We start from the raw sequence: 20,926 nt of genomic DNA on the forward strand, positions 1-20,926 counted from the left end.
GGCAACGGCCCGAACAGGCGGCCCCGGGCACGAAACCACAACGGCAGCTGAATGCGGAAGACTTGCGTCGCGCCATCGATGAACTGACGCAACCGCCCCACCCTGTAGATACCTTACCGCCTCAGGCCAGCTCGACTGCCTTACGGAAACAGCCAGGAAAAAGACGTAAAAGAATCAAAACCATCCTGCATTAAACCGGACATTCTGATCTGGCCAAAGAGAGGACATTTGAATTTGGCCTAGACAAAAAATTATGACAAATTAATTAATACATCAGATCAGCAACGAGGATATATCGCAAGATGGCGATCCCGGATTTTCTCTGTCGCTACTTCGATTAATGAAATAATTGCGCCCGGGCGGGGCGCAACATGTCGTCGCCGTCACAACACAGACGGCTTGCTTGACCTGGGGGACTGAAAGATGGAGCGCGCGAGTGCCGGCGCGCCGGGTACCTGGCCCGGCGCAGCAGGTGACTAAAAAAGTTGACGCAAGCGTGCCGGACTAGTCTGTTGGCGCCGCGGTGCGTAACACTGCCCCTGGCGCGCGGCCCTGTGCATGCGCAGATTTGGGGCAGCAGGCCAATCTCATCCCGGCCAGCGCGCGCGCATGATGTGCAACACCTCCGCCAGCACGAAGCCGGCTTCCGCACCACGCCACTGCGCCAGCGCCGTGACGCCTTCGATGCTGACCAGGTGCCCGGCGCCCTCATGCATTTGCGAGCGGTGCCTGCGCAACGCCTCCACCTTGCGCGACCAGGTGGCGCTCACATCGATATAGAGCGAGCCACCCAAGGGATTGACGATGCCGCCGCCGCCCCAGCAAGTGGCCGGATATTCATAGGCCGCCACCAGGCGGGGGGCATGCTTGGCGGGGTTCAGGCGCGTGGCGGCAACGCCGGCCTCCCAGCAATAGCGGTGATCCTGGTGCGAAGACGACAGCGGAATCAGCACCTCGTCCGGCTCGAAGCGGTTCTGCAGCGCGTCCAGCATGCCGACCATCTGCGCGCGCGGGAAGCTGTCGAGCACGCCATCGAGTCCCCTGGTGAGGACCTCGGTCGTCTGTACACCAAGCACGGCCATCGATTCGGAGAATTCGTCCAGCCGTTCTTGTTCGGTCACCTCGCGGCCAAGGCAGAGCGACCGGCTCAGTCCTACCGTTGCCAGGGCCACCATCACTTCGCCGCCGGCATCGATGACCCGTGCCAGGTAGGCGCCCACGCCCAGCTCCGCGTCGTCCGCGTGGGGGCTCAGCACCAGTACACGTTTGCGTTCCATATCTCCTCCTGCTCTTATCACGTGATGCCAGGCGCCCAAGGGCGGCCGTCACGCCGTGCTGATCAGCCTGCGCGCCAGCGCGCGGTACTGGTCGGCCGTGTCCTTGAGCGTCAGGCCATCGAGCGAGCGCGCGACCCGCGGCTGCGCCAGCGCCACGGTCAGCGCCGCGCCATAGGCTGCGGCGTCGCCGGTGTCCAGCAGTTGCACACCGGCGAAGTCGCGGGCGAAGGCAAAGGCGGGGATGCCGCTCGCCACCACCGGCATGCCTGTGGCCAATGCTTCGAGAAAGGCAATGCTGTGCGCCTCCGACGCGGACGGCATGGCAAATACGGCTGCGCCCGCCAGCAGCTCCGGGATATTGGTCTGCGGCCCGTTGACCCGCACCTTGTCGGCCAGGCCCAGTTCTTCCACCAGGGCGCAGACCTTGACGTAGTAATCGGGATCCTCGATCACGCCATACATCTCCAGCCGCGCGTTCGGCACGCTCTTGAGCGCCTCGCGAAACGCCAGCACGGTATGCAGCTGGTTCTTGATCGCCGCATAGCGGCCCACCTGGATGACGAGCCGCGACGCTGCCTCGCGCTGGCCCGCGGGCCGCACAAAAAAGCGCCGGGTGTCCACGCCATTGGGAATCACCGCCATCAACGGGTGCGTGCCCACCGAGTTGATGTAATCGCGCAGATTCCCCTGCGACACCCCGATCACCGCGCGCGCGCGCGTGGACAGCATCCGCTCGACATAGCGGAACATGGTGCTCTCGAAATCGTTGGCGGCGGAGTGCATCACGTAGACCACCGGCACCCGCGACGGCAATGCCCGCGCGTAGAAGGCCGGGATGGTGGCGTGCGCGAAGATGATGTCCGGCTGGTAGTCGCGCAGCACGCCGCGCAGGTGCCAGAGCCGGCCCGCCAGGCGCTGGGGCCGGTCGGGAAACAGGCACAGCACGCCAGCCGCATCGAGCTGCGCGCGCAGCGCCGCGAAGTCATCCTGCTGCGGCATCAGGGCCGACACGCAGACCGTGTCGCCGTGGGCCTGCTGGTAGATGGCCAGGTCTTTTGCCAGCATCTCCGCGCCTGACAGGCGCGGTGCCAGCACAAGATGGAGAATCCGCATCACACCCTCCTCATTTTCAGGATCTGGTAGAGCATCCATGCCGCAGCGACCGCCAGGCCCGCCGTCATCGACCAGGCAATGCCCTGCGCACCCCAGTAACGGGTGGCAGGCGGCACCGTGGCCAGCAATACGCAGACCTGGAGCACCGAGGCATGCGTGGCGGCCTTGGGAATGCCCACGGCGCGCAGGTAGGCGACCAGCACGGCAATCAGCCCGCCAATCGCCATGTTGATGGTGAAGATGCGGAACAACGGCACCGCGCCGAGCCAGGCAGGCCCCAGCACCAGCAGGAACAGCGGCTCCGCCACCAGCCGCAGCACCACCACCACGATCGCCAGCCCCAGGCCGCCGACCACCACGAAGCGGCGCAGCAGCACCGCATCGGAGCCATCCTGCTTGCGGAAACGAGCGGCAAAGGTGGGAAACAGGTACTGCGAGATCGCGATGCCCGCATCGGCGAGCAGCATCTGCGCGAACTTGGACGACATCTGGTAGGCGCCCAGCTGGGCCGGGCCGAGCAGCTTGCCAACGATGACCTTGTCGAACTGGTTGAGCAGCAGGTTGACCACGCTGCCCGCCCAGATCCAGCGGCTGAACCCCACGTAATGGCCGATGCCGGCCCACCGAAGGCGCAGAGGCGGCCGGGGGCGCATGCTCAGCCAGGTGAGCGCGGTCTTGACGGATTCGCCGGCGAGCAGCCCGATCAGGATGGACATGGCGCCCGCGCCCGCGAAGGCGCACGCCAGGCTGACGCCGCAGTCAGTGCCGGCGGCCGCCACCTCGATCCCGGCAATATGCTGGAAGCCCCGGTCGCGCGTCACCACGAAATAGGCCGGCGAGGCCAGGCCGCGGATCAGCGGCAGGGCGGCGGCCAGCTGCAGCAGCAGCAAGGAGCCCGCGAGGTGGAACTGCGCCTCCAGCAGCGGCGCCAGCGCGACCAGCAGCAATGCCACCCCCGCGCCCCGGCACGTCAGCGCGGTCCAGAGCGCACTAAGCTGGTCGGGGGTGGGCGTTTGCTTGTCCTGCACCACCGCCTGGGGCAAGCCGGTATCGCTGAGCGCCTCGGCAATCGCCACGGCCAGCAGCGCCACGGCGGCGACACCGACCGCCGACGGGCCGAGAATGCGCCCGACCATGAGGAACTTGATGGCCACCAGCCCCCGCACCAGCACCTGCTGCCCCAGCACCCACGCGGCCGAACTAGCATGCAGGCCGGTCAGCGGCAGGAAGAAGGCATTCCTCAGGGATCTGGCCATATTGCCCCACCATGGGTTGAGCGCCGATGCCAGGCACCGGTGCGGCCGCCACGGGCATCCGTGCCGGCCCGGCCGGCGCCGCGCGCCAGCCATGAAGCACAACTTACCGTAGGCGGGGCAACAGGAATCGCCATCGCCTAGCGTTAATCCGTCACTTGCCGTCACTTGCGCGCGGCGCCCGGGTGGGCTTGCGCAATACAGCCTTTATCCGCCAAGCCGGCCCGCAAATTGGCGGCCGGCGCAAAGACGGCGGTGTTAGTGTGGCAACATCCGCAACCCGCAGCACACCGGGCTGGCCCCACCGTGCCTGGAGACGCGATGTCCAAGCCGACCGCACTGATCATCGAGCACGATTTCACCGGCCACCGCTGGCGCTACGTCGAATGGGCGGTGCAGGCCTACACGGAAGCCGGCTACCACTGCATGGTGGTGACCGACCCCGGCAACCAGGCGCATCCGCTCGCCCAGCGCATGCTGGCCGCGCAGGATCCCGCCGCCGGCATCGTCGCCAGCATCGTCTTTACGCAGCCACCGCCCGCGGTGGGCAGCGGCCTCGGCAAGCTCAGCTATGTGCGCTTCTGGCGCACTTTCCGCCATGCCTTCCAGGTTGCCGCCGGCCTGCGCGACATCTCGCTGGTGCTGGTGCCCTATGCCGACTACTTCCTCTACGTGCTCCCGCTGCTTGGCTCGCCATTCGCCAAGGTGCCATGGGTTGGCATCACGATGCGCGCAAACTTCCACCACAGCAAGGTGGGCGTGAAATCGCCGCACCAGCCGCTGGTGAACGCGGTCAAGACCTGGCTGTTCCGGCGCGCCGTCGAGTCCGGCGGCATGAAGACGCTGCTGTCGATCGACCCGACCTTGCCGCAGTGGTATCCACGCGGCAACGGCCGCACCGCCCTCGCCTACCTGGCCGATCCCTGTCCCGACGCGCTGCCTGCCGATCCCGTTGCCGCCAGGCAGCGGCTGGGGCTGGGCCAAGGCCCTGAAGGACCGGAAAGCCCGGAAAACCCGCCACACGGCGCCGGCACCTACCTGCTGGTGTACGGCGCGGTCACGCAACGCAAGGGCATTTGCGAGCTGGTCACCGCGCTGGCCGGCCACCCACGCGCGCCCACGCTCGTGGTGGCAGGGCAGCAAGACCCGCAGACGCGCGCGTTCCTGCAGGCAGCCGCGTCCACGCTGTCGCCGCCGCCCGTGATCTTCGACCGCTTCATCACCAACGAGGAAGAGGCCGACCTGTTCTCCGCCTGCGATGCCGTCTGGCTCGGCTACAAGGGCCATTACGGCATGAGCGGGGTACTGGTGCAGGCCTACCGCTTTGGCAAGCCCGTGATCGCCACCACGGACGGACTGATCGGCTGGTTCTGCCAGGGGCAGGAACTCGGGCCAGTGCTGGAAGACCTGTCCGGCCCCGCCATCCAGCGCGCGCTGGACCAACTCTCACGGCCCGTGGCGGCACCGGCGCCGCAGGCCGCATCCGCCAGGGCCCACCTGCTTGCCCGGCATACCTTGAGCGAATTCAAGCAAACCCTGCGCCGCGCGGCTGCCTGACGCTCGCTTCCGATACAAGCCGTACCCGTTCGGGGTGCCGCTGCACGCGCAGCCATGGCAACGCCATGGCCACGAATCCATATCACCCAGGGTCGACAGCACGCCGTGCGCAAACGCACCGGCAGGAGGCCCTTTGCATGCATCGCACCGCAGACGCGCACGCGCGTTCCCACAGCCGCTTCGTCGAACTGGATTTCGTCAGGGGCCTGGCCATCATCGCCGTCATGGGCATTCACTTCCACACCGTCGACACCGGCAGCCGCCTGATCTGGCTGCTTGAATATCCCCTGAAGAACTTCGGGCGGGAAGCCGTCACGCTGTTCTTCACGCTCAGCGGATTCCTGGTAGGCGGATTGCTGCTGCGGCAGTACGCGCAGACCGGCACCGTGGACACGTGGCGCTTCTTCATTCGCAGGATCTTCAAGATCTGGCCGGCTTACTACCTGCTGATCCTGGTCCACGCGCTGGCCGGCCATCATGCGCGCAGCACCTTCTTGCTGCAGAACGCGACGCATCTGCAGAACTATCTCGGCAGCTCCATCGCGCAGACCTGGAGCCTGGCGGTGGAAGAGCACTTCTACCTGCTGCTGCCGATTGCACTGCTGCTGTGCGCGCGCTGGCGGCTGACGCCGGGACGGTTGCTATGGCTGCTTGCGGTGGCGTGCGTGCTGGTCTTGCTGGCCCGCAGCGCGGCCGTCGCCGGCGGCGACATCCGGGGCGCCTATGTGTACACGCAGTATCGCGTCGACAGCATGCTGTTTGGCGTGATGCTGGCAGTGCTGTACTGGCTGAAGCCCGGCATCTACCACAAGCTGGCGGCACGGCGCGGCTGGCTGGCCGCGGTGGTGGCGGGACTGCTGGCATGGCTGTTGTTCTGCCAGGCCGATATCGTGGTCGAGGAGAGCATCGGCTTCACCATCCAGTCCATCGGCTTCATCGCCCTGATCGTGCTGGTGCTGGAGCATTCAGGCCGCCTGCGCGACAGCGTCGCGTACCGGGCCATCGCCTGGATCGGCGTGTATTCCTATGGCATCTATCTGTGGCATACGGTGGCGCGCACGCCCGGCGCCCTGATCATTCATGAGGCGTTGGCATATGGGCTGCCCCCGGCGATGGTCTGGGTGCTGGCGCTCGTCATGCAGTTCGCCATTGCGATCGCGGCGGGCTACCTGACCACCCGTGCCGTTGAATTGCCTTTCCTGCGGTTGCGCGACGCGCTCTTCCCGGCGGTCACGCGCGGCAACGCCGACATGCTTGGCAAGGGCAAGATCGGCGCCTGACCTCGCGGCCAAGCCGCGCTGCGCGCCCGGCGTAGTGCGGAGCCGCCAAAACGCCCCTTGCGAAAGGCCAATCGCGCCAAATTGCGGGCCAGCCACGTTTTCACGTTCGATAATTTTCCCGACAGGAACGTAATGAATGAATTCGCGTTCCTGCGAATGCAGGATGCAGGATGCAGCGCGCAATACGATGGATTCTTCCGCGCGGCGATGCCCAGCATTGCCGGGAGCGCCGCGGGGCCACCCAGTGAGAGGCGGAACATGGATACCGAAGCTTATGCCGATTGTCTCGATGTGGTCGGCGATCCACGCGGGGCTGGCCGTGACAGTAGCCGCGAGGCCAATCGTGAAAGCAACCGCGAAGGCAACCGCGATGCAAGCCGGGACGGCACGCCGGGACATCGCGTCATCGACCTCACCCGCGCCGGCAAGGGCAACTACGTGCGCCGGCGCAGCCTGCTGGTCGAGGCGGCGTGGTTCCTGGTCGAAGCCGGCATCATCAACAACAAGCTGAATCCGTTCTCCGGGCTGCGCGTCGCCCTGCTGCGCCTGTTCGGTGCGCGTATCGGCCAGCACTGCCGGCTGGTGCACCCGCTGCGCGTCAAGTCGCCCTGGAACCTGGAAGTCGGCGACGGCTGCTGGTTCGGCGTGGATGTGTGGATCTACAACCAGGCCAGCATCCGCATCGGCTCCAACGTCTGCATCTCGCAAGGCAGCTTCCTGACGGCGGGCTCGCACGACCTGGACAGCAACATGGACTTGCATGTCGCGCCGATCGTGATCGAGGACGGTGTGTGGATCACGTCCAAGTGCGTCATCCAGAAGGGCATCACCATCGGCCGCTCGGCGGTGGTCACGCCGCTCTCGGTGGTGCATCACTCGCTCGAGGCCGAAGGCATCTACGGCGGCAATCCGTGCCGGTTCATCCGCAAGCGATTCGACCCGCCCGGCCACGCCGCCATCACGACCCCTTCCGGCCCCCTATAAGGAGAACAGCATGGACTACCAGGCAAGCCGCGACGTCAACCCGACCAGCCGGTCCATCGAGCTCGATTTCGTTCGCGGGCTGGCCATCATTGCCGTGATGGGAATGCACTTCCACACGGTCAGCACCGGCAGCCAGTGGGTCGCCCTGATCGAGTATCCGCTCAAGAACTTCGGGCGCGAAGGGGTCAACCTGTTCTTTACCCTGAGTGGCTTCCTGGTCGGGGGGCTGTTGCTGCGCCAGTACGCGCAGAGCGGCAGCGTGGATGCGCGGCGCTTTATCATCCGCCGCATCTTCAAGATCTGGCCCGCCTACTACGCCCTGATCCTGTTCCACGTGCTGGCCGGCCGCCACCCGACCAGCACCTTCCTGTACCAGAATCTCACGCACATGCAGAACTACCTTGGCTCCTCCATTGCGCAGACCTGGAGCCTTGCCGTGGAAGAACACTTCTACCTGTTCCTGCCGGCGCTGGTGCTGCTGTTCGCCCGCCTGCGCGTGCGCGCCAACACCATCCTGTGGACCCTGGGCACCTTGTGCGTGGTGGTGCTGGCCGCGCGCTGCGCCGCGGTCGCCAGTGGCGAGCTGGAAGCGGCCTCCGCCTACACGCAATATCGCATCGACAGCCTGCTCTTCGGCGTCATGCTGGCCACGGTCTATTGGATGAAGCCGGAACTGTACCGCCGCATCGCCGGGCAGAAACTGCTGCTGCTGGCCGTGGTGGCAGGCACGGTGGTCTGGCTGGTATTCCTGCAGCGCAACCTGGTGCTCGAGGAGAGCATCGGCTACACGATCCAGGCCATCGGCTTTGCCGCGCTGATCGTGCTGGTGCTTGAATACTCCGGGGCGATACGCGGCGCCAGGCTATACCGCGCGGTGGCATGGATCGGCGTGTATTCCTACGGCATCTATCTGTGGCACTCCGTGGCGCTGGCCCCGGGCGACGTGTTTATTCGCAAGGCCAGCACGTTCGGCATCCCCGTCATGGTGGCCTGGGGGCTAGCCCTTGCGCTGCAGTTTGCCGTTGCGATCATCGCCGGCTACGCTGCCACGCGCGCGATCGAGTTCCCCTTCCTGCGCATTCGCGATGCGCTGTTCCCGGCCCGCCGCCGCGGCACGCCCGCCCCACAGCCGGCCGAGCAGCACGCTGCGTGAGCTGACCCGACGCCGTCCCCGCGGGCGTAAGCCACGTGCCGCGCGGGACTCGAGTTACCGACTGCCAATACCCCGGGCCATGGCCTTGCCCCGGGAGAGGAAGGACAGCAACCGAGCGGCAACAGAGGAATCAAGGTGAATCACAGTGGCTAGATATACACAGTCCTTCAAGGAACGCGCCGTTGCGCGGATGCTGCCTCCCGAGAACGCCAGTGTTGCGCAGGTGTCCGCCGAGATGGGGATATCGCCAGCGGCACTGGAGCGCTGGCGCGCGGTGGCCCTCGCCCCACCCCCGGCCAACCCGGCCGGCGCCGGTGAGGCGCGCCTGGATGCCGTGCTTGCCACCGGCGCCATGGGCGAATTGCAGAAAACCGCCTGGTGCCGCGAAAATGCGATCGACCCGACCGAGCTGGAATGCTGGCGGCAAAGCGCCGCGGCGGCGCTGGCGGACAACCGCGGGATTGGCGCGGTGCGCAGGCGGCATGAGCAGGATCAGAAGCGGATTCGGGAGTTGGAGAGGGAGTTGAGGCGCAAGGAGCAAGCGTTAGCCGAAACCGCGACGTTGCTGGTGCTGACCAAGAATGTGACTTCGTTGTTTGCTGCGCCTGAGGATAAGTGACTGCGGTGATTGCGCGCAGCTGTCGCGTGTCCGCGACAGCTGCTAGATCCCCCAAGCCCCCCAATCACAATCACCTGCGCCGCCGGCCGGATGCCCTGGCAAGAGCGGCAACGGCGGCCTCCCCCCAAGCCTCCTACCTCCCCACATACCCCTCCGGCGTAGTCACATTCCCCTGCGCCACGGAAGCATTGGTGGATATCACATAAACCGGCGTCTCCGTCAGAGCCAGTGCAACCTGACCATTCGAGTAGGCCACGGACGCGGCATTCCCCATCATGTCCAGCACCGTCACCTGCCCGCTGGACCCGGGCGCGTCCACCTGCAGGTTATAGGCAACGTTATACGTCGCGCTGAACCCCGTACTCGCGCTCCAGTTGGCATTGTTGTGCGCCCACAATGCCGTCACAACGCTGCCATTGTTGAGCCGCTGGAATGCATAGCCATAGACGCCGAACGGCAGCCCATTGAGCGGCCCCAGCGTATTGGTGCCGTCGATCAGCCGGGTCATCGCCGCTACTGCCAGCGCGGCGGGCTTCGGGCTGATCTTGGCGGGGCCGTAGGTGCCTTGCGGGTTGACCAGGTCGAAGAACAAGCCGTAGCCGGCAGCGTCCGTGGGGATGTCCGTGGCGTAAAACATATAAGTCACGTCCGCGCCTTCTCCCAGCAGTATCAGGTGCGTGCGGGCAACCACCGCGCCATGTGCGTACAGGACGTTCTGCGTCGGGTAGTTCGGACCATAAGCTGAGCCGAGGTCGTAGCTGATGCCAGTCTCGGTGACGAACAGCCGCGCGCCGCGCTTGAGCAGGGTCGCGACTGCATGGCGCAATTCGCGCATGGCGGCCGGCAGGGCGTTGGCGGCATTGGAGGGATCGCTGTTGCCGACCAGGCGCTCTGGCGGATGCGATGGCGAAGTGCCTACGTCGTAGTAGCCGTGCGCCGTCACGCCGTCGAGATACTGGGCAAAACCCAGCGGCGCCAGCCGGTTCAGCCAGACGGTGTTCTCACGCACCATGGCGTTGGTGGTGCCCATGATCACCGCGCTCGGGTCGGTGCTGTGGACGCCCTGGAAGGTGGCCTTGTACATCGCGGTGAAGTTGGCATCGGTATCCAGCCACGGCAGGCCGCCGTTGTAGTCGGGTTCCCAGGTCACCTGGTAGTAGTTGGCCGATTGCGCGGGGAAATACCGGGTCCGCACCGTGTTCGACTCCTGCCCCACCCGGGTCATGTAGTCCTGGTAGGCGGGCAAGGATTTCGGCGCGTAGCTGTGGGTGGCCACGCCGGTGGGACTCGCCCAGGCGGGAATGCCATCGAGCTGGATCAGCCGCATCAGGTTGCCAGGCTTGAAGTACGAGGCGAGGTGGTCCACCGCGGGATTGAACGTATTGGGGCCGTTGGGTTCTTCCACGTACCAGTTGCGGTTGTCGTTGGCCCACGACAGGCCCAGCGCGGGATAGAGCGGACGATAGCCGTCGCCGTCGCAGCAGCCTTGCCCGGGCAGCAGGTAGGCCGCGCCTTGCCCGCCGAAGCGGTGCAGGTCCTGGCTGGCGTAGCTGACCGGTGGGAGCACCGAAGAGACGTCGGGCAGTACACCGAACGTCGCAATGCCGCTGGGCCGGGTGCCGCGTGCGAGCAGCGAGCCTGCGCCGGAGGCCAGGCTTGCCGATCCGGCAAAGTAGCCTGACAGCGTGGACGTGCAGTTCAGCGTTGACACGATCGCGCCGGCGGCGACCGGGAACTGGCCGCTGGCGCGCACCTTGTTCCAGGTGTCGGAGATCTGCCAGTTCACCGTGTCCGCGCTGCCGGCGCGAGTGGTCACGCTCACCTGGAAGGTACTGCCCGAGGCGAACATCCGCGTGCCGTCGCCGCCCGGGGTATCCATCTCGATGGCATCGCCACCGCCCGCGGCGGCGACGCTGCCGGCAGGCGCGGTGCAACTGAGCGTGCCGCTGCCCGTCGGCGTCACTGGCGTGGTCGGGGTGGTCGGTGTCGTGGGCGTGGTGGGCGTGGTGGTGCCGGTGTCCTCATACGAACACGTCTTGCCGAAGCCGGGCGCGGGGTCGCCGAACACGCCGTTGTTGCAGGCCACGCCATTGGTGAAGGTCAGGGTGACGTATTGCGTGGCTGTCCCGTAGCGGACCTGGCGTGTGCCGGTAAAGCTGCAGAAGCCGTTTTCCGAGCTGCAGGCAACCCAGGTGCTGGTGGCAGGCGGCGTCGTCGCGCCGCTCGTGCCGGAGTCGTACCAGCAACTCTTGGCAAACCCGGACGCGGGATCCCCGAACACGCCGTTGTCGCAACCGGTGCCGCCGGTGAAGGTCTTGATCACGTACTGCGTATCGGTGCCGTACTTGACCTGGTGGGTGCCGGTGAAGGCGCAGGTCTGGTATTCCGAGGCGCACAGCGTCCAGGTGACATCCGCCGGCTGCAGGGTTGCAGCGGGGGTTACGCTGGTGGCGTCGCCGCTGCGGTCGCCGCCGCAACCCGCGATGGCAAACAACAGCAGCAACAGGATGCCGGCGCGCTGCAAGGCAACACGTATCCAAGGGCTCCCCGCAGCCGGGGCCGGGTTCGGGCTGGTAAGCGTCGACATGGCTTCCCCATCGTTTGGCCTGCGTCGGGTCAACGCGGGCGCAACAGTAACGCGGTAACGCGGGACCCCGTAGGCCCCCGAATGAATGGAAAACTGGCGGGCGCTGGACGCGCCTTGCTCGTGCAGCCTCTGGCCGAGGCGTCTTATTCGCGATGCCCCTGGCGCGGCCAGCCAGGGCAAGGCCGCAACGCAAGGCATGTGAGACGCGCGGCGGGCAAGACCTGCCGCGGCGGGGTTGAGTGAGCCCTCCGGCGTAGCTGGCAGGGTCCGGGCCGAACGAAGCCTGGCGCACCATTGTGGTGAGCGCGCCGGATTGAAGTTTACCCGCACGCCCCTGGCTATGGCCGCCAGGATTTAGTGCTTATCGGACGAAGCCAGAGCCGCAGGCATGGCCAGTGCGCGCCGGGAACAGGCGGTGCCCCAGCGGCACTGGCGGCACCACTGGCGGCACTAGTAGCAAATCACCGGGGCGTAATACGGCGAGTAGTGCCAGATGATCTGCTGGAATGGCGCATGGCGTCCGTAAGCCACCGTACAGAGCCCGAGCAGGGCAACGCCGGCGATCAGGCATTTGCCCAGCCGCTTCGGCGCGCCCTGGCAGGCGCGCAGCACCCAGAACGCGACGGCGCCGCCCAGAAGCCACCCGGCGATGACCTCGGCCGGTGTATGGGCGCCCAGGCGCACGCGGCTAAAGCAGATCAAGGCCGCCAGCAGCAGGCCGAGCACGAAGCCGGCCTGGCGCCACGTGGCCCGGAAGCTGCGCAACAGCAAGCCGAGGAACACGGACCACACCGCCGACGAAAGCATCGCGTGGCCGCTGATCACGCGCATGTCGAAGCTCTCCAGCACCGTGCCGCAGCCGGTGTGCAGCAGCTTGCTGGCCAGCACCAGCGCTGCGGCCGCCGCCAGGCACAGGGCCCAGCGCAGCGCCACCCGCCACCCGGTGCTTTGCAGCAGCCACAGGCCAGTGGTCAGCGCCAGCGGCAGCGTCACCGCGGCATCGCCGAGGTCTGTGATCCGGTACCAGTTCATCGTGTTTCCATCTGTTTGCGTTGGCGTACAGGCGAGCGCGCCGCTGATCTCGCCATCGATCGCCTTTATCGATCACCTTCTATGACGCTGCCGGCTGCCCTGTTGGCGCCTTCCTGTTGGCGCCTCCTATTGGCCACAATGTATGCCCCTCGCGCGAGGCCAGGGCGGCGCGATGCATGCGCTGTCGGAATACAGCGAACTGTTGGCAGATGGCGCGCGCTGCGCAGCGATACGCTGGCTTGGCCACGGCTGGCTCCGGGACCATGCCATGCGGCAGGAGCCGCGCGCGCCAAGGCAACCGGCCGGCAAGACGCCAAGCCTTTCAAACCAGACGACGGGGGTAGTTTCATGCTCAAGATCAGGAAAGCCGTATTCCCGGTGGCCGGCCTCGGCACGCGATTTCTGCCGGCCACCAAGGCCAGCCCGAAGGAGATGTTGCCGGTGGTCGACAAGCCGCTGATCCAGTACGCCGTGGAAGAAGCGATGGCCGCGGGCATTACCGAGCTGATCTTTGTGACGGGGCGCAGCAAGCGCGCCATCGAGGATCATTTCGACAAGTCCTACGAGGTCGAGGCCGAGCTGATGGCGCGCGGCAAGCAGCAATTGCTGGACCTGGTGCGCAGCATCAAGCCGGCCCACGTCGATTGCTTCTACGTGCGGCAGGCAGAGCCCCTGGGACTGGGCCACGCGGTGCGCTGCGCCAGCAAGCTGATCGGGGACGAGCCCTTCGCCGTGATACTGGCCGACGACCTGCTCGACGCGCGCACGCCTGTGCTCAAGCAGATGATCGAGGTGTTTGACCACTATCACAGCTCCGTCATCGGCGTGGAGGAGATCCAGCCGCAGGATTCACGCTCCTATGGCGTGATCGACGGCAAGCCTTGGGACGAGCGCATCTTCAAGATGTCCGGCATCGTGGAGAAGCCCGCGCCGGAAGTGGCACCATCCAACCTCGGCGTGGTGGGGCGTTACGTGCTGATGCCGAGCATCTTCGAATTCCTCAACGCGCTCAAGCCGGGCGCCGGCGGCGAGTTGCAGCTCACGGACGCCATCCAGGCGCTGCTGGCGCGCGAACAGGCGCTGGCCTACCGCTATGAGGGACGCCGCTTCGATTGCGGCAGCAAGCTGGGCTACCTGAAGGCCACCGTGGAGTTCGCACTGCGCCATGCTGAAGTCAGCGCACCGTTCGCGCAGTACCTGCGCACCGAATGCGCCATCGTCACGCAAGCCCTGGCCCACGGCAGCGACCGACTGGCGCAAGCGGCAATCGCGATGCCCGGGCTGCAATCCGATGTGCAAACCGAAGCACCGGCCGAAGCACAGGCCGAAGCGGAAACCGAGAGCGATACGCGCTTGATTCCGCTGGCCGCCTGACCCTGGCCGACGCAACCCCGGCGCGAAGCACCGGGGCCGTCTTGCAGCCGGCCCCGGTCAGCGGAAATATGCCCTTGTGTTCTCGTGCACCTCGCCATGCGCCAGCAGCTCGGCCGGCGTCATCCAGCAATACTCGCTGTGCTGGTCAGGTTGCCCGAGCGGCACGGCGCCGGGCATGGTCCACGCATAGGCGAGCACCACGTAGTGCGTGGAGATGCCGGGCTCTGCGGCGAAGTTGTCCGGATAGTGATGTTCGAACACGCCGCGCGGCGCGGCATCGCCGCGCTCGACCCCGGTGAGGCCGAGCTCGTCCGCCACGATGCGCCGGAACGCGGCATCCAGGCCCTCGTCCTTGCGGATGCGCCCGCCAGGCACGAACCACGACCCTTGCGCCGGCCGGTTACGGCGCCGGCCAAGCAACACCCGGCCTTGCACATCGGTGACGAGCAGGTCGATCGAGACCAGCGGGGTGTTGGCAACCACGGAGAGGAAATCCGATTTGGCAAGCATGGCGCGCGCGACTCCAAAATCGAAAGACTACCATCTGCTTGATCCTGCCTGAGCCCGCTTGAACCCGCTTGAACCTGCTTGAGCTTGCTTCGATCCGCTTCATCCCGCCGCAAGCGTGCCGGCCCGAAAAAAGAACAGCGCCGGCATGCATGTCGCGCGGAGGTCCGGGAACAGTTCGTTCCGCCTCGGGGCTGGACCGAAACCCGTCGACACGACCCTGCCGGCGCAGAAAGACGCCTCGCCCACCGGGGGATAGGCGAGGCGCAAAGCACGGCCAAGTGGGTCAGACCTGTCCGCGACGTATGGAGCCTACCTGCGGCGAGGTGATTCGAAGGTGGGCTAGCGCACCAGGCGTTGGGTCCGGCGAACTAATGGCGGATGGCGACTGCATGGCGCAGCTGGCGCACCTGGCGCACCAGGTGCAGGCAATGCCTTAAAATTCTCCCGCCGCTGCCGTTATTTCACTGGCGGCCAACAGTCCCTGGCCGCGCGCCAGACTGCGCCACCGCGCGCGACGATGCCCAGGAATTCCTATGCAATACGACCCGATACAGCTCGCCCAGCTCGGCTGCATCCTTATGGCAGTGCTGTGCACGGCACTTGCAATCCGGCGCAACCGCAAGCGGACCCGTGTCGACCATCGCATCTCCGAACTGGAGCGCCAGCTCCGCGAGCGCGCACCAGCGCGCCACGACGCTGCGGGCAAAACGCGCATCTTCGGGTAACGCGGTGTGCGTCGTGACGCACGACCGGCGAGGCGCGTGCCCCACGAGGCACACCGCGGCGCAAATGAGCGCGAGAACAGCGAGGGAAAATAGGGGCTTTTCCTCATACGAGGCGCCAACGCTAGTACGTATCATCCGTCGCGTGACAAGTTGCAGCGCATAAGTTAGTAAATCCGAAAGCTGGGCCACAAGCGGCTTTGGCCGCCTGGAACGACTTGCTTGCCGGTCTTCGCAGCGTGACTCCAGCATTGCCTACACAGGCCATAGAGCCAATGGGGCAGGAGCAACGTAGTGTGGATGTCGCGGGGTGTAAGAAGCCATTCTTCGGAATGGCTTTTTTTATGGGCAGGCGCGTCGATGTACCGCCCCCTGCACGGCGTCGTATCAGTCCTTATATACTCGGCCACATCATCAAGCGCCCGCACGGGCCGGGAGAGCGGGCGTGGATCGACTGCAGGCCATGAAGACCTTCGTCACCGTGGTGGAGACAGGCGGCTTCACCGCCGCCGCGCGCAAGCTGGATATCTCGCTATCGGTGGTCAGCCGCATCGTCAACGAGCTGGAAACGCACCTGGGCGTGCGCCTGCTGACCCGTACCACGCGGCTGGTCCGCATGACCGACACCGGCGCGGCATACTTCGAGAACTGCCGCCGCCTGCTGAGCGAGATCGACGAAGCCGAACTGGCGGCTACGGGCGCGCATGCGGCGCCGCGCGGCCAGCTTGCCATCACGGCTTCGGTGTTATTTGGCGCCGCCTACGTGATGCCGATCGTCACCGAATACCTGAACCGCTACCCGGAGGTCGACGCGACCTGCCTGTTCCTGGACCGGATCGTGAACCTGGTCGATGAAGGCATCGACGTGGGCATCCGCATCGGGTCGCTGCCGGATTCGTCGCTGCAAGCCGTGCGCGTGGGCCAGGTGCGGCGCGTGGTATGCGCGGCGCCGTCCTACCTGGCCAAACACGGCGCGCCGCAAACCCCGGACGACCTCGCCAGCCATGCGACCATCCTGCCCAATGGCGCCAACAACACGGCGGAGTGGCGCTTCAACCGCGACGGCACGCCCGTCGTCACCCGGCTGCAGCCGCGCCTGACCACCACCACCAATGACTCCGCGATTGCCGCGGCCGTGTCCGGCTTTGGCGTCGTGCGGTTGTTGTCGTACCAGGTGGCCAGGCAGCTGCGCGACGGCTCGCTGCGCATCGTGCTGGCCGACGTGGAGCCCCCGCCCCTGCCCATCAACGTGATCCACCGGGAAGGCCGCCATGCCACGCGCAAGGTCCGCGCCTTCCTGGACCTCGCCATCGAAACGCTGCGCGCGGACAGCACGCTGAACGCACCGGAAAGCTGACGGGGGGCGCCAGGCGCCCGGATTCTTCTCGCAACGAGAATAGTGCCTTCTCGCCGGGGCCGTTTTTCGTGCTTCGGGCTGCACCTATGATCCATCCAAGCACACGGACCGGACACGGCGCAGGCAGGCCTTATCCCAAGACCAAGGACCCTTCAAGACCCCTTCGGACCCTGTGCCAGCTGCCACCGGGCGGCGCCATTCACCCAACACGCCAAGGATCACCGCCATGCAAGTCTACTGCCACCCCCTCTCCGGACACTCGCACCGCGTCCGCCTGTTCCTGTCGCTGATCGGCGCCGATGCCGAAGCGATCGAGGTCGACCTGGCCAAAGGCGCGCACAAGGCCCCCGAATTCCTCAAGCTCAACCCGTTCGGCCAGGTGCCCGTGCTGGTGGACAACGACATCGTGATCACCGACTCCAACGCCATCCTGGTGTACCTCGCCAAGAGGTTCGGCAAGACGGACTGGCTACCCGAATCGCCCGCCGGTGCCGCCGCGGTACAGAAATGGCTGTCGGTCGCCGCCGGCGAGATCGCCTACGGCCCGGCCGCCGCGCGCCTCGTCACCGTGTTCGGGGCCCCCTACAACGCCAAGGAAGTGATAGCCCGCGCTCACGTCATCCTCAAGCGTGTTGACGACGTGCTGGCCAAGGGCGCGTGGCTGGCCGCCGGCCACCCCACGCTGGCCGATGTGGCGCTGTATAGCTACATCGCCCGGGCGCCCGAGGGCTTTGTCGATCTGTCGGACTACACCAACGTCAAGGCCTGGCTGCAGCGCATCGAAGCCCTGCCGGGCTTTGTGGCGTTCAAGCAGACGCCGGCCGGCCTCGCCGCCGCCTGATTCGCACGCCGGCCCATTAGCCTGGCCACCGATCGCAGCACAGGAAGGAGCACCCGCCATGTCCGCCCAAGCCCATCCATCCACGCAAGCGACCCATGCTCCCGCGCAGCCCTGGCACGCCGGCGAGCGTAGCCTGCAGGCACGCGCAGGCGTTGCCGGGCACATGGAAGACGTCGGGCGGCGTGTGGTGCGCGACTACATGCCCGACCAGCACCGCGAGTTCTTCGCGCAGCTGCCCATGGTGGTGCTGGGCGCGGTCGCGCCGGATGGCCGGGTGTGGGCGACGCTGCGCGCCGGGCGGCCGGGCTTCCTGAACTCGCCGGATGCCACCACGCTGAACATCGCCATGGCCCGCGAGCCTGCCGACCCGGCGGACGCCGGCATGGAAGACGGCAGCGCCATCGGCCTGCTGGGCATCGACCTGCTGACCCGCCGGCGCAACCGCATGAACGGCACGGCACGGCGCGGCGCAGGTGGCGGCGATGGCGTGCTGCGGCTCGACGTGGGGCAGAGCTTCGGCAACTGCCCGCAGTACATCCAGAAGCGCGTGTTCGAATTCACGCGCGCGCCAGGCGCGCCCGCCCCGGCGGCGGCGCGGCACTTCACCGCGCTGGATGCGCGCGCGCGCACGCTGATTGGCTCCGCTGACACGTTCTTCGTTGCGTCCTACGTGGACCTCGAAGAGGGGGAGCGCCAGGTGGATGTGTCGCATCGCGGCGGCAAGCCCGGCTTTGTCCGGATCGATGCGGACGGCGGCCTGACCATTCCCGACTTTGCCGGCAACCTGTTTTTCAACACGCTTGGCAACTTCGTGGTCAACCCCATCGCCGGCCTGGTCTTTGCCGACTTCAGCACCGGCGAGCTGCTCCAGCTCTCCGGCAAGGCCGAGGTCATCCTGGACTCGCCTGAGATCGCCGCCTTCCAGGGCGCGGAACGCCTGTGGCGCTTCCTGCCCGAACAGATCGTGCGCCGCGACGAAGCACTGCCGCTGCGCTGGCAGCCGCAAGCCGATGGCGCATCGCCAAACTCGCTGATGACCGGCAACTGGGACGAAGCGGCCAGCCGCCAGCGCGCCGCGGCGCTGGCCAACGCGTGGCGGCCCTTGCGCGTCGCGCGCATCGTCGACGAAAGCAGCGTGATCCGGTCCTTCCACCTGGAACCCGCTGACGGCGCCGGCCGGGTGGCGCATCTGGCAGGCCAGTTCCTGCCGATTCGCGTCACGCTGGCGGGCCATGCGCAACCGGTGACGCGTACCTACACGCTGTCGGTGTCGCCGGCGGACGATGTGTACCGTATCAGCGTGAAGCGCGACGGCACCGTGTCGCGCCACCTGCACGACAACGTCAAGGTCGGCGACCTGATCGAAGCCCGCGCGCCAACCGGCCACTTCACCATCGACGCCGCCGAGCGCAGGCCGGCCGTGCTGCTGGCCGCGGGCATCGGCGTCACGCCGATGCTGGCCATGCTCCGCCAGATCGTCTATGAAGGCCTGCGCAAGCGCCGGGTCCGCCCGACGTGGTTCTTCCATTCGGCGCGCACGGTGGCCGAGCGCGCATTCAGCAAGGAGCTAGCCACGCTCACCGAGAGCGCCGGCGGCGCGGTGGAACTGGTGCGCCTGCTGAGCGACCCGAAGGACGCCACCCGGGGCAAGGACTACGACGTGTCCGGGCGCATCGACATCGACCTGCTGCGCACGCGCCTGCCCCTCGACGACTACGACTTCTACCTGTGCGGGCCAACCGCGTTCATGCAATCGCTCTACGATGGCCTGCGCGCGCTCAACATCGCCGATTCACGCATCCATGCGGAAGCCTTTGGCACATCGTCTCTGGTACGCAGCCGCGACGCCGGCCGCCCGGCCGCGCCCACAGCCAGGCCCGCGCTGCAGCCCGTGCCAGTCACTTTTGTGCAATCGGCCAAGGAAGCCCGCTGGACGCCCGGCGGCGGCTCGCTGCTGGAGCTGGCCGAGCAGCGCGGCCTGGCGCCGGCCTTCGGTTGCCGTGGCGGCAGCTGCGGCTCGTGCAGCACGCGTGTGCTGCAGGGCGCGGTGGCCTACGCCAAAGCACCGGAGTTCGACGTGGCGCAAGGCGAAGCGCTGATCTGCTGCGCGGTGCCAGCGGCGGTGGATGCCGACGGAAACCAGGCCGTCGTGCCGCTGCAGCTGGATCTTTGAGCCGGTTTGCCAGAAGAACGCGAACGCCGGCGCTAGAAAACCTTCCCCGGCAACCCTTGCCAGCACCGACGACGGTCCGTGTGCGTAACAGCCGACAAAGTTGGGCGCCCCCACCAAAACAATCTATAAAAGTTGTTTTTGTATATATTTTCGCTTAGCATGGATCAACGATCGCGCGACAGCGATTGCCCATTCCAATCCTAGTGAGACAGGAAATCCGATGCGTTACGTCCGCTTTATCCTCGATGGCAAGAAACACCTGGGCGCCCGCGAAGGCGACAAGATCCGTATCCTGGGCGAGGCATCGCTCGAATCGCTGCTGGCCGCCGGCGTGGACCTTGAGACGTACGCGTCGCAGCAGACGAGTGGCCGCCTGGTGTCGGAGGCCGACATCACCTTCCTGCCGGTGGTCGAGCATCCCGCCAAGATCTTCTGCATTGGCCTGAACTACGCCGACCACACCAAGGAAAGCAAGTACGAGCAGCCGACCTACCCGACCATCTTCCCGCGCTACGACACCAGCCTGGTGGGGCACGGCCAGCCCATCATCCGCCCGCGCGTGTCCGACACGCTGGACTATGAAGGCGAACTGGCCGTGGTGCTGAAGAAGGGCGGCCGCCACATCGCCAAGGAAGACGCGCTCGACTGCATCGCCGGCTATGCGCTGTTCAACGATGGCTCGGTGCGCGAGTACCAGTTCCTGTCGCCGCAGTGGACGGTGGGCAAGAACTTCGACGCCACCGGCGCCTTCGGCCCCGAACTGGTGACCGCCAGCGAGGTGCCGGCCGGCGCCAAGGGCCTGCTGCTGGAAACGCGCCTGAACGGCAAGGTGGTGCAGTCCGCCAGCACGGATACCATGGTCTTCGACATCGCCACGCTGATCTCGGTGATCAGCGAAGCCATCACGCTGGAGGCGAGCGACGTGATCGTGACCGGCACGCCCAGCGGCATCGGCTGGGCGCGCGAGCCCAAGCTGCTGATGCGCCCGGGCGATGTGTGCGAAGTGTCGGTGACCGGTTTCGCGCCGCTGCGCAATACCATTGCCGATGAGGCCGAAGCCAGCGGGTCCGTCAAGGCACCCCGGGCCGCCTGAC

16 protein-coding genes and 1 pseudogene are annotated in these 20,926 nt (G+C 66.5%); 11 read left to right on the plus strand and 6 right to left on the minus strand.

Features of this window, described 5'->3' with window-relative positions; genetic code table 11:
* Positions 1-587: 587 nt before the first annotated feature.
* From A9975_RS28215 to A9975_RS28225, 3 genes are read right to left on the minus strand one after another with little or no spacing between them, the layout of a single operon-like run.
* The gene (locus A9975_RS28215; protein WP_183035621.1) at positions 588-1,277 is read right to left on the minus strand and encodes a PIG-L deacetylase family protein; all 690 of its coding nucleotides are present in this window, start codon (positions 1,275-1,277) and stop codon (positions 588-590) included.
* 48 nt (positions 1,278-1,325) lie between these two features.
* A complete protein-coding gene (locus tag A9975_RS28220) occupies positions 1,326-2,390 on the minus strand; it encodes a glycosyltransferase family 4 protein (protein WP_183035622.1) in 1,065 nt (354 codons plus the stop codon).
* Complete coding sequence (locus A9975_RS28225; RefSeq protein ID WP_183035623.1) at positions 2,390-3,646, minus strand: oligosaccharide flippase family protein; 1,257 nt, start codon at positions 3,644-3,646, stop codon at positions 2,390-2,392. The genes A9975_RS28220 and A9975_RS28225 overlap by 1 nt, the downstream gene beginning before the upstream one ends.
* Positions 3,647-3,964: 318 nt before the next feature.
* Between A9975_RS28225 and A9975_RS28230 the strand changes: the two genes are divergently transcribed.
* The 5 genes from A9975_RS28230 (at position 3,965) to A9975_RS28250 (ending at position 9,236) form a co-directional block, all read left to right on the plus strand.
* On the plus strand, positions 3,965-5,200 hold the full coding sequence (locus A9975_RS28230) for a glycosyltransferase (protein ID WP_183035624.1): 1,236 nt from the start codon (positions 3,965-3,967) through the stop codon (positions 5,198-5,200).
* A 137-nt stretch (positions 5,201-5,337) separates the two neighbouring features.
* Positions 5,338-6,480, plus strand: a complete 1,143-nt coding sequence (locus A9975_RS28235; RefSeq protein ID WP_183035625.1) for an acyltransferase — start codon at positions 5,338-5,340, stop codon at positions 6,478-6,480.
* A gap of 258 nt (positions 6,481-6,738) precedes the next feature.
* Positions 6,739-7,464 (plus strand): DapH/DapD/GlmU-related protein, encoded by a 726-nt coding sequence (locus tag A9975_RS28240; RefSeq protein WP_183035626.1) that lies wholly within the window; start codon positions 6,739-6,741, stop codon positions 7,462-7,464.
* Positions 7,465-7,474: 10 nt separating this feature from the next.
* Positions 7,475-8,617 carry an acyltransferase gene (locus A9975_RS28245; protein WP_183035627.1) on the plus strand — a complete coding sequence of 381 codons (1,143 nt, stop codon included), beginning with the start codon at positions 7,475-7,477 and terminating at the stop codon, positions 8,615-8,617.
* Positions 8,618-8,762: 145 nt separating this feature from the next.
* Positions 8,763-9,236 (plus strand): transposase, encoded by a 474-nt coding sequence (locus A9975_RS28250; protein ID WP_183035628.1) that lies wholly within the window; start codon positions 8,763-8,765, stop codon positions 9,234-9,236.
* Positions 9,237-9,369: 133 nt separating this feature from the next.
* Here the strand turns inward: A9975_RS28250 and A9975_RS28255 are convergent, their stop codons facing one another.
* Positions 9,370-11,823, minus strand: coding sequence for a hypothetical protein (locus A9975_RS28255; RefSeq protein WP_183035629.1), 2,454 nt, complete (start codon positions 11,821-11,823; stop codon positions 9,370-9,372).
* A gap of 450 nt (positions 11,824-12,273) precedes the next feature.
* Positions 12,274-12,855, minus strand: coding sequence for a phosphatase PAP2 family protein (locus A9975_RS28260; RefSeq protein ID WP_183035630.1), 582 nt, complete (start codon positions 12,853-12,855; stop codon positions 12,274-12,276).
* Positions 12,856-13,203: 348 nt separating this feature from the next.
* Between A9975_RS28260 and galU the strand changes: the two are divergent.
* A pseudogene (galU, locus tag A9975_RS28265) lies at positions 13,204-14,061 on the plus strand (UTP--glucose-1-phosphate uridylyltransferase GalU); the annotation flags it as partial.
* Positions 14,062-14,286: 225 nt separating this feature from the next.
* Here the strand turns inward: galU and A9975_RS28270 are convergent.
* Positions 14,287-14,739 carry a GDP-mannose mannosyl hydrolase gene (locus tag A9975_RS28270; protein WP_183035631.1) on the minus strand — a complete coding sequence of 151 codons (453 nt, stop codon included), beginning with the start codon at positions 14,737-14,739 and terminating at the stop codon, positions 14,287-14,289.
* 533 nt (positions 14,740-15,272) lie between these two features.
* Between A9975_RS28270 and A9975_RS28275 the strand changes: the two genes are divergently transcribed.
* The 5 genes from A9975_RS28275 to A9975_RS28295 all read left to right on the plus strand — a co-directional run bounded on the left by A9975_RS28275 (position 15,273) and on the right by A9975_RS28295 (position 20,925).
* Positions 15,273-15,464: a hypothetical protein gene (locus A9975_RS28275; protein ID WP_183035632.1), complete on the plus strand. Its 192-nt coding sequence runs from the start codon at positions 15,273-15,275 to the stop codon at positions 15,462-15,464.
* A gap of 442 nt (positions 15,465-15,906) precedes the next feature.
* On the plus strand, positions 15,907-16,818 hold the full coding sequence (locus tag A9975_RS28280; protein ID WP_183035633.1) for a LysR family transcriptional regulator: 912 nt from the start codon (positions 15,907-15,909) through the stop codon (positions 16,816-16,818).
* A gap of 226 nt (positions 16,819-17,044) precedes the next feature.
* Positions 17,045-17,659, plus strand: a complete 615-nt coding sequence (locus A9975_RS28285) for a glutathione S-transferase family protein (RefSeq protein WP_183035634.1) — start codon at positions 17,045-17,047, stop codon at positions 17,657-17,659.
* 58 nt (positions 17,660-17,717) lie between these two features.
* Positions 17,718-19,832 (plus strand): pyridoxamine 5'-phosphate oxidase family protein, encoded by a 2,115-nt coding sequence (locus A9975_RS28290; protein WP_183035635.1) that lies wholly within the window; start codon positions 17,718-17,720, stop codon positions 19,830-19,832.
* A gap of 220 nt (positions 19,833-20,052) precedes the next feature.
* Positions 20,053-20,925, plus strand: coding sequence for a fumarylacetoacetate hydrolase family protein (locus A9975_RS28295; RefSeq protein ID WP_183035636.1), 873 nt, complete (start codon positions 20,053-20,055; stop codon positions 20,923-20,925).
* The last annotated feature ends 1 nt before the right edge of the window (position 20,926 follow it).

The sequence above is a fragment of the Cupriavidus sp. UME77 genome (genome assembly GCF_014170355.1).
Classification (GTDB): Bacteria; Pseudomonadota; Gammaproteobacteria; order Burkholderiales; family Burkholderiaceae; genus Cupriavidus; species Cupriavidus basilensis.